Source organism: Achromobacter sp. KK8 (assembly GCF_054188005.1).
Genome location: NZ_CM135178.1, coordinates 343601 through 358069, shown reverse-complemented (window position 1 = coordinate 358069; position 14469 = coordinate 343601). Strand labels below are relative to the sequence as shown.

Here is a 14469-nt window from a genome sequence, read left to right as displayed (position 1 = left end):
CATCTACCGACAGGACCCAGTGTCATGCCTACTTTCGACGTCGTCTCCGAAGTCGACAAACACGAACTCACCAACGCCATCGACCAGGCCAACCGCGAACTCGCCACCCGTTTCGATTTCAAGGGCACGGATGCCAAGTTCGAACTGGAAGGCTTCGTGGTGACGCAAGTGGCGTCGAGCGCGTTCCAGCTCAAGCAGATGCTGGACATCCTGCGCGGCCGGCTGTCGGCGCGCGGGATCGACGTGCGCTGCCTGGACGTGGCGGATCCGCTGGAGAACCTGGGCGGGGCGCGGCAGAAGATCACGGTGAAACAGGGGATCGAGCAGCCGGTGGCCAAGAAGCTGATCGCGGCGATCAAGAACGCCAAGCTCAAGGTCGAAAGCCAGATCAACGGCGACAAGCTGCGGATCAGCGGCAAGAAGCGGGATGATCTGCAGACGGCGATTGCGTTGTTGAAGAAGACTGACGTGGATTTGCCGTTGCAGTTCGAGAATTTTCGGGACTGACTGTTTTGCTTGCGGCTGGGTGGGGTTCGTAGGCCGCCCGTCGCGCGGGGTGTCGGGGGGGCGGGCGCCCACGATTGCGGTCCGGAGCGTTCGCTCCGGACTGCCCCATCCTCAACCTCGTACGCCTTCGGCTTCCTACGGTTTCCGTCGGGCGCATCGAGGTTGCCCACCCCCCCGACACCCCGCGCAACGGGCTACCGGCGTCTAGGTTTGCGGCGCAGTCAGGTCGGACGGGGGCGCGGAGAGGCTTGCGTTGCCCGCAAGAACCGGCCGCCCTGCGCGGCCGGTTCTTGCATACGCAATTTGTTGCGTCGGAACGGTGTGCGCTGCGCGCTTGTGGAGAGGGGCGCGCTGAAGGTGTTTTTTGCTGGATAGGCGTGGTCTCGTTCTGCGGGCTCCGTGGAACGCCATTGATTACGGGCTGGCGTCTTCCCAAATTGCGTAACGCCATCCGACTTCCTCAATATTCCGCCCACAAGTGCTGGGCCGCATAGGCGCGCCAGGGGCGCCAGGCTTCGGCGCGGGCCAGGAGCTGGGCGGGGGTGTATTGGCGGTTTTCCAGTTTTTCCAGGGCGCGGATCAGGCCGATGTCGGAGGCGGGGAAGGCGTCGGGTTCGCGTAGCTGGCGCAGGGCGATGTATTGGGCGGTCCATTCGCCGACGCCGCGCAGGGTGCGAAGGCGGGTGACGGCGTTGTCGAGGCAGTCGGCGGTGTCGAACAGGCGGGGGTCGGCCAGGGCCGCGGCGGCGACGGCGGAGAGGGTGGCGGCGCGCGTGCGGGGCATGCCGAGCGGGGCGAGGTCGGCGGGGGCGACGGCGGCCGGCGTCGGGAACAGGTGGGTCAGGTCGCCGTCGGGCTGGTCCAGGGGCTGGCCGTAAGCGGCGACGAGTTTGCCGGCGAGCTTGATGGCGGCGGTGACGGTGATCTGCTGGCCGAGGACGGCGCGCAGGGCGAGTTCGAAGCCATCCCAGGCGCCGGGCACGCGCAGGCCGGGACGGGCGGCGGTGAGGGCGGCCATGACGGGGTCGTGGGCCAGTTGCGCGGCGAGCGCGGCGGGGTCGCTGGCCAGGTCGAAGACGCGGCGCAGGCGCGCGATGATGGTGGGCAGGGCGTGCAGCTGGGGGAAGCGGACGGTGGCTCGCAGCGCGTTGCCCGGGCCGGGTTCGACCCGCACGGTGCCCTGGCCGCCGTCCAGGCCGATGGTGCGCGTGTAGCTGTCGTCCGTGACCCGTTCGATGCCGGGGATGGCGCGCACGCGCAGGAAGTCCAGCATGGCGGGCCAGTCGTAGGGCGGGCGGTAGCGCAGCAGCAGCTTGATTTCGCCCTGCGGGCCGGCCGGGACGTCGGGCTTGCCGGAACGCCGCAGTTCGCCCGGGGCGCGGCCGAACAGGGCCAGGAAGATCTCGTTGAAGCGGCGGATGCTGCCGAAGCCGGCGGCAAACGCGATCTCGGCCATGGGCAGGCGGGTTTCGTGGATCAGCTGCTTGGCCAGCAACACGCGCCGGGTCTGCGCCACGGCCACGGGCGAAGCCCCCAGGTGCTGGCGGAACTGGCGCCGCAACTGGCGTTCGCCGACGCCCAGGCGCGCGGCCAGGGCGTCGACGCCGGCGTCGTCGAGCGCGCCGAGTTCGATCAGGCCGAGGGCGCGCGCGACGCTGTCGGGCAGGTCGCGGCCGCGGCCGGCGGCGGGCGCGGTTTCGGGCCGGCAGCGCAGGCAGGGATGGAAACCCGCTTCCTGGGCGGCGGCCGCCGTCGGGTAGAAGACAACATTGCGCGACAGCGGCGTGCGCGCCGGGCAGACCGGGCGGCAATAGATGCGCGTGGTCTTGACGGCGGTGAAGAAGCGGCCGTCGTAACGGGCGTCGCGTACGCGGATGGCGCTGTAGCAGGCGTCGTGGTCGAGGTTCATGCGATCCATGCTAGCGCCGGAAGCGGCCTGGATCTAGCGGTTTTCGGACACTGTTGTCCGGCTTGCTGTGATGTCCGGAATCCGCCAGCGCCGGCGCCGCGTCCGGCCTATATTGGGCGCGTCAATACCGAAGCCGGAGCCCGCCATGCCTGTCCAGATTTTCCAATTCGAACGCGTCGCCACGCCCCTCGGGCAGATGCTGGTCCTGACCGACGCGCAGGAATGCCTGCGCGCGGTCGACTGGCACGACTACGAACCCCGCATGCATGCCTTGCTGCGGCGCCAGTATGGCAAGGGCGCGGTGCAGTTGCGCGATGCCGCGCGCGCCTCGGCCGCGAGCCGCCAGCTGCAGGCCTATTTCGAGGGCGAGGTGGATGCGATCGACCGGTTGAAGGTGGCGTCCGGCGGCACCGATTTCCAGCGCAGTGTGTGGCGGGCGTTGCGAGAGATCGCGGCGGGCGAGACCGTCAGCTATGGCGCCCTGGCCACGCGCATCGGCCGGGCTTCGGCGGTGCGCGCGGTGGGCATGGCCAACGGCGCCAACCCCATCGGCATCGTGGTGCCCTGCCACCGGGTGATCGGCGCCAATGCGTCGCTGACCGGCTACGGCGGCGGGCTGCATCGCAAGCGGTGGCTGCTGGAACACGAAGGCCGCTGGCGCGCCACCCGGGGCGCGCCGGTGGCGCGGGCCGCCTGAGGCGGCCGCACCGGCAAGGAATGCCCGCGTCGCGTCGACGCGCGCGGCGCGCGGTGTGGCCGTCAGGCGCGGATCCAGCCGCGCGCGATGGGCAGCGCCAGCAGCCTGCGGTAGATGGCCTGCAGCACGGCCGTCAGCGGCTCGCCGACGCGGCGCCAGACCGGCACGGCCAGCCCGGCGGCCACTGGCGCCAGCAGCAGGCCGCCGGCGATGTCCAGCGGAAAGTGCACGCCCAGGTAGACGCGCGACAGGCCGACCACGGCCGCCAGCAACAGTAAGGCATAACCCCAGCCGGCCCAGCGCCGGTCGAAGATCAGCGTGAACGCCAGCGTGGCGATGATGATGGTGTGGTTGCTGGGAAAGGACGCGGTGGCCTTGTGCGCGAAGAACGCGTGGCCCAGCCCCAGCACGAACGGCCGCGCATGCGGCCACAGCGCGCCGCACAGGTAGCTGATGCAGAGCGCGGCGCCGATGCCGGCCAGCGCCTTGAGCGCGACGTCACGCTGGGCCTGGCCGCCCCACAGCCACAGCCCCGCGAGCGCGGCCGGCACCAGCAGGATCAGCCGGTTGGCGACGAACAGGGCCGCCTGGATGTGCCAGGCCGGGCTGGCCGGGTCGGCGTTGATCAGGAGAAACAGGGACTGATTGATAGGTTCCAGGAAATCCATGACGCGTCATTTTGCTGAAATATTCTCGACTGGCGCGATGGTAGTCGGGTTTGCCGTCAATTCCCTTGCAAAATGCGCGCCGATTCCCGGGATTTACTTTTGGATGCGCGTGTGGCTTTCCGTGGCATTTGCCGGTTTGCCCGGAAAGGGCGCGCGGCCCAGCTCCTCCTGTCCGGACTGCGTGGCCCCAGGTAGCGCGCGCCGGTGCCGTCGACACGGCGCTCACTTGGCGATGCGCTTGCCCTGCGCGTCGATCACCGCTTCGCCGTCTTCCTTGGTGAAGGCGCCTTGCTGCGGCGCGGGCAGGATGTCCAGCACCAGTTCGGACGGGCGGCACAGGCGCGCGCCCAGTGGCGTGCTGACGAAGGGGCGGTTCAGCAGGATGGGGTGGGCCTCGATGGCGTCCAGCAGGGCCTCGTCGCTCAGCGTGGTGTCATCCAGGCCGAGTTCGGCGTAGGGCGTGCCCTTCTCGCGCAGCGCGTCGCGCACGGTGATGCCGGCGCGCTTGAACAGCGCCTTGAGCTGTGCGCGCGAAGGCGGCGTCTCCAGGTACAGGACGACCTGCGGTTCGATGCCGGCGTTGCGGATCATGGCCAGCGTGTTGCGCGAAGTGCCGCACTTGGGGTTGTGGTAGATGGTGACGTCGGACATGGGCTTTCCTTGCGGTATTGCGGGGACAAGGAGGGAGCATAGTGCATTCCAGCCCCATCCCCGCGGCCATGGCGGCGTCAGGCGCGCAGCTTGCGGCCCAGCCGGCGCCAGCCGATCACAACGCCGGTCAGGCTCAGCGCCGCGCCGCCCAGGCTGAGGAACACCAGCAGGATGTCCCACAGCGGCCGGCGCGCCAGCAGGCCGGTCCAGTCCCAGCTGTGCAGGAAGGCGAACAACCAGCGGCTGGCGCGGTTGCGGCGGTCCTGCCGGCCCAGCACCTGGCCGGTGCGCGGATCCAGGTAGACCCAGCTGGCCTGCGGGTCGTCAAACACCAGGCGCCACGCCGGCAACGGCTTCTCGATGTGGCCGAGCATGGCGTGTTCGTCGCGGCCGTAGTAATAAAAATCGTAGCGGTCCAGCACCTGCACGTCGGCCAGGGCCGCGCCGGGCACCAGGCGGGCGGCGGCGGCGCGCAGGGCGGCGGGGTCGAGCGTGACGGGGCGGGCGTCGGCGGCCGCCAGCAGCCGCGGCGCGCCCGGGCCGCTGCGGGCCAGCACCAGGTCCTGGCCGTCCACGCGTTGCCAGCGCAGTTCGCGCGGCGCCGCCGGCAGGGCGCGGATCAGCGCGGCGGGCGGCGCCTGGGGCGCGTCGGCGGCATAGGGGCCGCCGGCGTAGGCCTGTTGCGCCAAGGGCGGCGCGCCGCTGCTGAACAGCTTCCACGGATTCATCGACATCAATCCGCTGAAGATCCAGGTGATGGTGATGCCGGCGAACAGCAGGCCCGCCAGGTGATGCCAGCGCATCATGTTCTCGCGGTAGGGCGAACGGCTGCCGCTGGCGTACGGGCGCGAGAAGCGCCAGCGCAGGATGCCGACCACCGTGCCGGTCAGCGCCAGGGCCACGCCGGCCACCGACAGCCAGACGACGATGTCGTGCCACCACGGATCGAAGGCGTTGCCGCGAAACGGATACAGCCAGTGGATCCAGGCGCCCGCGTAGTTCCACAGCCGTTCGCGGCGGGTGGCGTCCAGCACCACCTCGCCGGTGGCGGACGAGACGTACAGCCGCGTGCGCGCCGGATCGTCCATGTCGATGCGGTGCAGGGGCCGGTGCGGGTCGAGCGCGCCGGAATGGGTGTAGACGTCCTCGTCCACCTCGCCCTGGTAGTGCGCGGCGTAGCGGCCGTCGAACCAGGCCGCGGCGCTGGCGCTGGCGACGGCGGCATCGGCGCGCGGCAGCAATGCGCCGCTGGCGGCATCCACCACCTTGGGCGCGCGGCCGCGGCCGGCCGGCACCAGGTAGACCGGCGCGCCGCCGCGCAGCGCGGCCAGGCCCAGGCCCGTCATGTCGCTGGCGCCGGCGGCGGCCAAGGCCTGCGCCGGCGTGGCGGCAACGCGCGCCGGATCGAGCGGCGCGACGTGCGTCATGCGTTCGAGCGGGGTGAGCTTGGGATAGCCCACGTACATCATCACCACGCCCGAAATGAACCACATGGCGAAGAACAGGCACAGCACGATGCCGGCCCAGCGGTGCGTGAGGTACAGCCAGCGCTTGGCGCGGCTGGACCACGGCACGGGCGCGGGCCGGCGGCGGGGGGAGGGGATTGCGCTCATGATCGTTCTCAGTATCGCGCCTGCAGCGTCAGTTCGAACGAGCGCGGCGCGCCCAGGTAGAACATCGGCGTGCCGGTGACGTTGGCCGCGTACACCTTGTCGGTCAGGTTGCGGACCCGGCCGGTGAGGGTGAAATGGCGGTCGATGCGATGCGACAGCGCCGCGTCGAACACGGTGTACGACGGCGCCCAGACGGTGTTGGCGGCATCGGCATAGGCGCGGCCGACGTAGCGCGCGGCGACGCTGGCGTTCCAGTCCGGCAGGAAGGCGTAGTCGATCCAGGCGTTGGCCACGCGCCGCGGCGTGTTGGTCGGCACGTTGCCATTGCGCGATACGCGTACGCCGCCGACGGTTTCCGAGAAGTCGTCGTACTGCGGGTCGACGAAGGCGACGTTGGCCTGCAGCGACAGGGTGCGCGTCAGCCGCAGGCCGCCGGCCAGTTCCAGCCCGCGCGCCGACTGCTGCCCCACCGGGATGCTGACCGCCGGATTGTTGGCGTCGGGGGCCGAGATGTTCTTGCGCTTGATCTCGTAGGCGGCGATGGTGGCCGAGCCGCGGCCGTCCCAGAACTCGAACTTGCCGCCGACCTCCTTCTGCGTGCCGGTGGTCAGCTTGTCGTTGTTGAGCACGTCGGCGAACGACGCGGTGGCCATGATGCCGGACGGCGGATCGGCGGCCGTGGCGTATTGCGCGTACAGCGACGCCTGCGGCGTGATGGCCCAGTTCAGCGCCAGCCGGCCGGTGGTGGGCGAATAGCTGCGCGAGGCCGACGCCGGCGCGGCGGCCGTGACCGCGCGGCGGTTGGTCAGGTCCAGGTCGATGAAGTCCTTGCGCAGGGCCGACACGATGGCCACGCCGGGCAGCACCTCGGTGCGGTTCTCCAGCGTGAACGCGAGGGTGCGGACGCGGTTGTCGCGATCCGGATTGTGGCCGCGCGTCATGCCGGGAATGTCGTAGAAATAGCCCGGCTGGAAATCATACGGATCGACCGCGTCCACCGTGGCCGGCAGGCTGGTCGGATAGCGGGTCTGCCTGTTCACGCTCAGGTCGGCGCCGAATGACCAACTGGTGGGCAGGCCGGCCAGCGTCGATTCGACCAGTCCCTCGACGCGGTTGCCGACCAGGCTCTGCTCATGGCGCTGCAGCAGCGTGGCCGAGCGCAGCACGCGGCTGTTGCCGGCGTTGTAGCGGTAGGTCTCCAGGTTGCGGAAATCGCGCTCGGCGCGGTAGTAGTAGAGCGTGTTCTTGAACGTCACGCCCGGCGCGGCACGCCATTCCGTCAGCGAACGGGCCCACAGCACCGACTGCTCGTACAGGCCGTCGTCGACGTTGTAGTTCTTGAAACGCGTGCCGCCGCGGATGCGGCCCTCGCCGCTCACCTTGCCGTTGGCGCCGACCGTCAACGGCGTGCCCCAGTAGGGGCGGTCGACGCGCTCGCGCTGGTACTCGAAGGCCCAGGTCTGGGTGACGTCGTCGCCCAGGTCGGACAGCAGCGACGCCGCCACCTGGGTGGCGTTCGACCGTTCACCGTCGACCCAGCCGTTGCTGGCGGTGGTGTTGGCGTCGATGCGCAGGTAATGGCCGCGGCCGCCGGGCGACCCGGCCAGTTGCTGGTTGATGCCGGCCGATGCCTGGCGCGTGTCGAACGAACCCAGGCGCAACTGGCCTTCGTAGAAGGTGTCGCGTTCGGGCAGCTTGGTGACGTAGTTGATGGCGCCGCCGACGGCGCCGGCGCCGAACAGGAAGGTCGACGGGCCGCCGATGGCCTCGACCCGGTCGTAGATCCAGCTGTCGATCGGCCGCGCCGCCGCCGAGTCGTACTGCACCGAGATGCCGTTGAACAACTGCGACACCTGCCCGCCGCTGAAGCCGCGATAGCTGACGGCGCCGGCCATGCCGGGGGGCGAGGCGTTGTTCACGCCCGGGATGCCGCGGGCGATGTCCTGGGTGTTGAGGGCGCCGCGCGCCTCGATCTGCTGGCGCGAGATGACGGTGACGGAGGCCGGCGTGTCCTTGATCCGCAGGCCAAGGCGGCTGCCGGTGCCGTCGATGCGTTCCAGGTTGATCGGGCCGTTGGGGCGGTCCTCGGCGTTGTCGCCTTCGACCACGGTGGGCGCCAGCGTCTCGATGGCGGGCTCGGTCGTCAGCGCGAGCGCCGGATTGGCGGCGCAGGCGCCGGCCAGCAGGGATACTGCGTAGGTTCTTTTCATGGTCCACGCCGGCGGGGCCGGCCTGCGCGCCCGCGATGGCGCCGCGCTAGCAGGCGGCACCGGGATGCGGACGAGGGTTCTGCGGGAATCGCCGCCGGTCGGCGGCGACGAATGCTCGGGCGGAAGCGGCGCGTGCGCCGATCAGGCCGCCGGCGGGGCGCGCGGCTGGGCCGCGCGCCAGGCGTGGAGGGGGTGCGAGGCGCGGTAGAACAGCGCCGGGTAGGTGACGCCGCCGCTGGCGGGCGCCGGCAGCACGGTCAGGGGAGCGGGAGGGAGGCCGAGGTCGGCCTGGGGGTTGCGGCAGAACGGGCAGTGGTTGCTGTCGCCGTGGTGGGCGGCGTGGTCGCCGGCCCTGTCATCGCTTTGCACCTCGATGGTCAGGGACGATTGGCCCTCGGGGGCGCAGTAGTCCACGCTGACCTGGCGGCTGGCATTGGGCAGGTGATTGCCATGCGCCAGCGACGGAACCAGCGACGCCCACAGGATCGCGATCAGCGCGATCCAGGCGTAGCCGCGGTTCAGGAAGTGGGCGAGGTGCATGACGGCGCATTATATCCAAGCCTTTTCAGACGGAAAGATGGCGCCGCACGTCCTCGCCGTCGATGGCGGCGCGGTCGCCGCTGGCCACCACCTCGCCGCGCGACAGCACCACGAAGCGGTCGGCCAGCTCGCGGGCGAAGTCGAAGTACTGTTCGCACAGCAGGATGGCGATGTCGCCGCGCTGGCGCAGCATGTGGATGACGCGGCCGATGTCCTTGATGATGGACGGCTGGATGCCCTCGGTGGGTTCGTCCAGGATGATCAGCTTGGGCTCGGCCACCAGCGCGCGGGCGATCGCCAGCTGTTGCTGCTGGCCGCCGGACAGGTCGCCGCCGCGCCGCGCCAGCATGCTCTTGAGCACCGGGAACAGCTCGAACACTTCCTCCTTGATGCGGCGCGCGCGCGCCGCCGGCTTGGTGGCCATGCCCATCAGGATGTTCTCTTCCACCGTGAGCCGGGCGAAGATGTCGCGGCCCTGCGGCACGTAGGCCATGCCGCGCGCGGCGCGCTGGTGCGGCGCCAGGCGGGTGACGTCGGCGCCGTCGAAATCGATGGCGCCGCGCGCCACCGGCAGCACGCCCATCACGCACTTGAGCAGGGTGGTCTTGCCGACGCCATTGCGGCCCAGCAGCGCCAGGCATTCGCCCTGGTTCACGGCCAGCGACACGCCGCGCAGGGTATGGCTGCCGCCGTAGTACTGGTCGATGGTGTTCACGTTCAGCATGTCAGCGCCCCAGGTAGACTTCGATCACGCGCGGGTCGGCCTGCACCTTGGCCATCGGCCCCTCGGCCAGCACCGAGCCCTCGTGCAGCACGGTCACCTTGCCGTCGCCGGCGATCTGGTTGACGAAATCCATGTCGTGCTCGACCACCATCAGCGAATGGCGGCCGCGCAGCTCGTTGAGCAGTTCGCCGGTGCGCTCGGTCTCGGCGTCGGTCATGCCGGCCACCGGCTCGTCCAGCAGCAGCAACTGCGGTTCCTGCATCAGCAGCATGCCGATCTCCAGCCATTGCTTCTGGCCGTGCGACAGCAGGCCGGCGGGGCGGAAGGCCTCGGGCCGCAGCCGGATCAGGTCGAGCGTCTCGCCGATGCGGTCGGCCTGCTCGCCGGTCAGGCGCGCGAACAGCGTGGGCCGCACGCGCTTGTCGGTCTTCATGGCCAGCTCCAGGTTCTCGAACACCGTGTGCTGCTCGAACACGGTGGGGCGCTGGAACTTGCGGCCGATGCCGGCGTGCGCGATCTGCGCCTCGCTCAGCGTGGTCAGGTCGATGCTCTGGCCGAAGAACGCGGTGCCGGCGGTGGGCCGCGTCTTGCCGGTGATGACGTCCATCATGGTGGTCTTGCCGGCGCCGTTGGGGCCGATGATGCAGCGCAGTTCGCCGACGCCGATGTCCAGCGTCAGGTCATTGAGGGCCTTGAAGCCGTCGAAGCTGACGGTGATGCCCTCCAGGTACAGGATGGCGCCGTGGCTGGTGTCCAGGCCCTTGGGGCTGACGCGGCCGTAGCCGGCGTCGCCGCTGGGGCCGCCATCGAGCATGGCGCTTTCGGTATGGGTGCTGGTCATGCGCGTCGCTCCTGGTAGCGGGCGGCCAGGCGCCGGGCCAGGCCGACGATGCCGGTGGGCAGGAAGAGGGTCACCAGCACGAAGATCAGGCCCAGCGCGTACAGCCAGAATTCGGGCAGCACGCTGGTGAACCAGGTCTTCAGGCCGTTCACGGCGCCGGCGCCGATGATGGGGCCGATCAGCGTGCCGCGCCCGCCGGTGGCGACCCAGATCACCATCTCGATGGAGTTCTCGGTGGACATTTCGCTGGGGTTGATGATGCCGACCTGCGGCACGTAAAGCGCCCCGGCGATGCCGCACAGCACCGCCGACAGCGTCCACACGAACAGCTTGAAGCCGAGCGGGTCGTAGCCGATGAAGCGCAGCCGGCTCTCGGCGTCGCGCACCGCCGTCAGCACCCGGCCCAGCTTGGACTGCGTGACGGCGCGCGCCAGCACCAGCGCGCCGGCCAGCGCCGCCAGCGTGATCCAGTACAGCGCGGCGCGGGTGCCGGGCGCGGTGATATCGAAACCCAGGATGCGCTTGAAGTCGGTGAAGCCGTTGTTGCCGCCAAAGCCGGTGTCGTTGCGGAAGAACAGCAGCATGGCGGCGAAGGTCAGCGCCTGCGTGATGATGGAGAAGTACACGCCCTTGATACGCGAGCGGAAGGCGAAGTAGCCGAACACGAAGGCCAGCACGCCCGGCACCAGCACCACCAGCAGCATGGCGTAGGCGAAGTGGTCGGTGAAGGCCCAGTACCAGGGGTAGTCCTTCCAGTCCAGGAACACCATGAAGTCCGGCAGCCGGCTCTGGTAGACCCCGTCCTGGCCGATGGCGCGCATCAGGTACATGCCGTGGGCGTAGCCGCCCAGCGCGAAGAACAGGCCGTGGCCCAGCGACAGGATGCCGGCGTAGCCCCACACCAGGTCCAGCGCCAGCGCCGCCAGGGCGTAGCACATGAACTTGCCCAGCAGCGCCACCGCGTAGGCCGAGACATGCAGCGGATGGCCGGCGGGAAACGCCAGGTTCAGCAGCGGCACCAGCGCCAGCAGCAGCACGCCCGCGCCCAGCGCGGCCCAGGCGCGGCCATTGAACAGGGGCCGGCGCGCCAGCAGGTTGAAATCGGTCAGCGCGGTCTGCTTCATTCGACGCTCCGGCCGCGCGGGGCGAACAGGCCTTGCGGCCGCTTCTGCACGAAAAGCACGATGAGCACCAGGATGGTGATCTTGGCCATGACCGCTCCCGCGTAAGGCTCCAGGAATTTGTTGACGCCGCCCAGGCCGAGCGCGGCGATGACGGTGCCGGCCAGCTGGCCGACGCCGCCCAGCACCACCACCATGAAGGAATCGACGATGTAGCCGCGGCCCAGGTCCGGGCCGACGTTGCCCAACTGCGACAGCGCCACGCCGGCCAGCCCGGCAATGCCAGAGCCCAGCCCGAACGCCAGCATGTCGACGCGGCCGGTGGGCACGCCGACGCAATCGGCCATACGCCGGTTCTGGGTGATGGCGCGCACGAACAGGCCCAGCCGCGTGTGGTTCAGCAGCGCCCACACCAGGAACACCACGAACAGCGCGAAGCCGATGATGACCAGCCGGTTGTAGGTCAGCACCAGGCCGCCCAGCACGGTGAAGCCGCCGGACATCCAGCTCGGGTTGCCCACTTCCACGTTCTGCGCCCCGAAAAGGGTGCGCACGCCCTGCATCAGCATCAGGCTGATGCCCCACGTGGCCAGCAGCGTTTCCAGCGGCCGGCCGTAGAGCCAGCGGATCACGGTGCGTTCCAGCGCCATGCCGACCAGCGCGGTGACCACGAAGGCCAGCGGCAGCGCCGCCGCCACGTACCAGTCGAGCCAGCCTGGCAGCCAGGCGCGGAACGCCGTCTGCACCAGGTAGGTGACGTAGGCGCCGATCATCAGCAGCTCGCCGTGCGCCATGTTGATGACGCCCATCAGGCCGAAGGTGATGGCCAGCCCCAGCGCCGCCAGCAGCAGCACGCTGCCCAGGCTGAGGCCGTAGAACAGGTTGCCGGCCCACTCGATGGTGGCCAGGTGGCGGTCGATGCGCTTGAGCGCGTTGGCGGCCGCCTCGCGCACGCCGGCGTCGGGTTCGGGGTAGACGCCGTCCTGTTGCTGCGCCAGCGCCGCCAGCGTCGGCCGGAAGGCGGCGTTGTCGGTGCGGCCGAGCAGCTCGACCGCGTGGCGCCGCACGGCGGGGTCGGCGCTCTTGAGTTCCAGGCTGGCCTGCGCGATCTCCAGCGCGGCGCGCACGGCCGGGTCTTTTTCGGCGGCCAGCGCCTTCTCCAGCAGCGGCAGGCGCGCCGGATCGCCGGTCTGTTGCAGGCGGCGGGCCGCGGCCAGCCGTTCCTGCGGGTTGTCGGAGAACAGGCGCGAGCCGGCCAGCGCCGCCTCGATCGCGCGCCGCAAGCGGTTGTTGATGCCGATGGAGGAGGCCTCGGGCGGCAGCGCCAGGGCCGTGCCGGTGGCCGGATCGGTGGCCTGGCCCTTGCCGTCGCCGATCAGCACGCGGCCGTCCGGCAGCGCATACAGCTGGTCATTGCCCAGCGCCTGCAACACGGCGGCCGCGCCCGGGCCGGGCTGCTGGCCCAGGGCGGCAATGGCCTGCAGGCGGGCGTCGGTGTCGTCGCCGGCCAGCGGCGCCAGCAGCGCCGGGTCCACGCCGGATGCGGCCGCGTGGGCGGCCAGCGCCGGCGTGGCCAGCAGCCATGCAAGCAGGAGATGACGCAGGAATTTCGCGATGACCGCATTCAGCATGGCTGCGCTTCCGGTTCCGGTTAGAGGCCTTGCTTGCTTTCGTTGCCCGCGATGTACGGGCTCCACGGTTGCGCGCGGATCGGGCCCTTGCTTTTCCAGACCACGTTGAACTGGCCGTCCGCCTTGATCTCGCCGATGTAGACCGGCTTGTGCAGGTGGTGGTTGGTCTTGTCCATTTCGATGGCGAAGCCGCTCGGCGAATTGAACTTCTGGCCGCCCATGGCCGCGATCACCTTGTCGACGTCGGTGGTCTTGGCCTGTTCGACCGCCTGCTTCCACATGTGGATGCCGATGTAGGTGGCCTCCATCGGGTCGTTGGTGACCACGGTGTTGGCGTTGGGCAGGTTCTTGGCCTTGGCGTAGGCCTTCCACTTCTTGATGAACTCCTCGTTGACCGGGTTCTTGATCGACTCGAAGTAGTTCCAGGCGGCCAGGTGGCCCACCAGCGGCTTGGTGTCGACGCCGCGTAGTTCTTCCTCGCCCACCGAGAACGCCACCACCGGCACGTCGGTGGCCTTCAGGCCGGCGTTGCCCAGTTCCTTGTAGAACGGCACGTTGGAGTCGCCGTTGATGGTGGAGATGACGGCGGTCTTGCCGCCGGCGGCGAACTTCTTGATGTTGGCGACGATAGTCTGGTAGTCGGAGTGGCCGAACGGGGTGTAGACCTCGTCGATGTCGCTGTCCTTGACGCCCTTGGAGTGCAGGAAGGCGCGCAGGATCTTGTTGGTGGTGCGCGGGTACACATAGTCGGTGCCCAGCAGCACGAAGCGCTTGGCGCCGCCGCCGTCTTCGCTCATCAGGTATTCCACGGCGGGAATGGCCTGCTGGTTGGGCGCGGCGCCGGTGTAGAACACGTTCTTCTCCAGTTCCTCGCCCTCGTATTGCACCGGGTAGAACAGCAGGCCGTTCAGTTCCTTGAACACCGGCAGCACCGACTTGCGCGACACCGAGGTCCAGCAGCCGAACACCACCTCCACCTTGTCCTGCGACAGCAGCTGGCGCGATTTCTCGGCGAACAGCGGCCAGTTCGAGGCCGGGTCGACCACCACCGCTTCGAGCTTTTTGCCCATGACGCCGCCGTTGGCGTTGATCTCGTCGATGGTCATCAGGGCCACGTCCTTGAGCGACGTTTCCGAGATGGCCATGGTGCCCGACAGCGAATGCAGGATGCCGACCTTGATGGTGTCTTCGGCGGCGAACAGCTGCGGCATCCAGCCGGACATGGCCAATAGGCTCGCGGCGGTCAATTGCTTGAGGGCTAGTCTGCGTTTCATGGTGACTCCTGGATGGGAAGAGGCCGGCGGCGCCGGTGATGAAAGGACGTGACCAGGACGTCAAAGCAAAAGCCGTGCCAGCC

General features: G+C 69.5%; 13 protein-coding genes. 2 read left to right on the top strand and 11 right to left on the bottom strand.

Annotation, left to right across the window (positions count from 1 at the left end; all coding sequences use genetic code 11):
- The first annotated feature begins 24 nt into the window (after positions 1–24).
- On the top strand, positions 25–507 hold the full coding sequence (locus ACVN9Z_RS01725; RefSeq protein WP_006386723.1) for a YajQ family cyclic di-GMP-binding protein: 483 nt from the start codon (positions 25–27) through the stop codon (positions 505–507).
- Between the two features lie 460 nt (positions 508–967).
- Here ACVN9Z_RS01725 and ACVN9Z_RS01720 read toward each other — a convergent pair whose 3' ends face one another.
- Positions 968–2416 (bottom strand): AlkA N-terminal domain-containing protein, encoded by a 1449-nt coding sequence (locus tag ACVN9Z_RS01720; protein WP_054442987.1) that lies wholly within the window; start codon positions 2414–2416, stop codon positions 968–970.
- Positions 2417–2561: 145 nt separating this feature from the next.
- Between ACVN9Z_RS01720 and ogt the strand changes: the two genes are divergently transcribed.
- Positions 2562–3113 (top strand): methylated-DNA--[protein]-cysteine S-methyltransferase, encoded by a 552-nt coding sequence (gene ogt, locus ACVN9Z_RS01715; protein WP_109442151.1) that lies wholly within the window; start codon positions 2562–2564, stop codon positions 3111–3113.
- Positions 3114–3175: 62 nt separating this feature from the next.
- On the opposite strand, the gene ACVN9Z_RS01710 is transcribed toward ogt, so the two are convergent.
- The 10 genes from ACVN9Z_RS01710 to urtA form a co-directional block, all read right to left on the bottom strand.
- Positions 3176–3781, bottom strand: a complete 606-nt coding sequence (locus tag ACVN9Z_RS01710) for a phosphatase PAP2 family protein (RefSeq protein ID WP_054514767.1) — start codon at positions 3779–3781, stop codon at positions 3176–3178.
- Between the two features lie 222 nt (positions 3782–4003).
- The gene (arsC, locus tag ACVN9Z_RS01705; protein ID WP_006386125.1) at positions 4004–4432 is read right to left on the bottom strand and encodes an arsenate reductase (glutaredoxin); all 429 of its coding nucleotides are present in this window, start codon (positions 4430–4432) and stop codon (positions 4004–4006) included.
- A gap of 77 nt (positions 4433–4509) precedes the next feature.
- Positions 4510–6045: a PepSY domain-containing protein gene (locus ACVN9Z_RS01700; protein WP_054442876.1), complete on the bottom strand. Its 1536-nt coding sequence runs from the start codon at positions 6043–6045 to the stop codon at positions 4510–4512.
- Between the two features lie 8 nt (positions 6046–6053).
- The gene (locus ACVN9Z_RS01695) at positions 6054–8255 is read right to left on the bottom strand and encodes a TonB-dependent receptor (protein WP_458213018.1); all 2202 of its coding nucleotides are present in this window, start codon (positions 8253–8255) and stop codon (positions 6054–6056) included.
- A gap of 141 nt (positions 8256–8396) precedes the next feature.
- Entirely contained in the window at positions 8397–8795 is a 399-nt protein-coding gene (locus ACVN9Z_RS01690) for a DUF2946 domain-containing protein (RefSeq protein WP_110135204.1), read from the bottom strand.
- A 25-nt stretch (positions 8796–8820) separates the two neighbouring features.
- Positions 8821–9519, bottom strand: coding sequence for an urea ABC transporter ATP-binding subunit UrtE (gene urtE, locus ACVN9Z_RS01685; RefSeq protein WP_006386129.1), 699 nt, complete (start codon positions 9517–9519; stop codon positions 8821–8823).
- A gap of 1 nt (position 9520) precedes the next feature.
- A complete protein-coding gene (urtD, locus tag ACVN9Z_RS01680) occupies positions 9521–10360 on the bottom strand; it encodes an urea ABC transporter ATP-binding protein UrtD (protein ID WP_006386130.1) in 840 nt (279 codons plus the stop codon).
- On the bottom strand, positions 10357–11484 hold the full coding sequence (gene urtC / locus ACVN9Z_RS01675) for an urea ABC transporter permease subunit UrtC (protein WP_006386131.1): 1128 nt from the start codon (positions 11482–11484) through the stop codon (positions 10357–10359). The genes urtD and urtC overlap by 4 nt, the downstream gene beginning before the upstream one ends.
- On the bottom strand, positions 11481–13112 hold the full coding sequence (urtB, locus tag ACVN9Z_RS01670; protein ID WP_020926617.1) for an urea ABC transporter permease subunit UrtB: 1632 nt from the start codon (positions 13110–13112) through the stop codon (positions 11481–11483). The genes urtC and urtB overlap by 4 nt, the downstream gene beginning before the upstream one ends.
- A 20-nt stretch (positions 13113–13132) precedes the next feature.
- Positions 13133–14386, bottom strand: a complete 1254-nt coding sequence (gene urtA, locus ACVN9Z_RS01665; protein WP_458213017.1) for an urea ABC transporter substrate-binding protein — start codon at positions 14384–14386, stop codon at positions 13133–13135.
- Between the last annotated feature and the right edge of the window lie 83 nt (positions 14387–14469).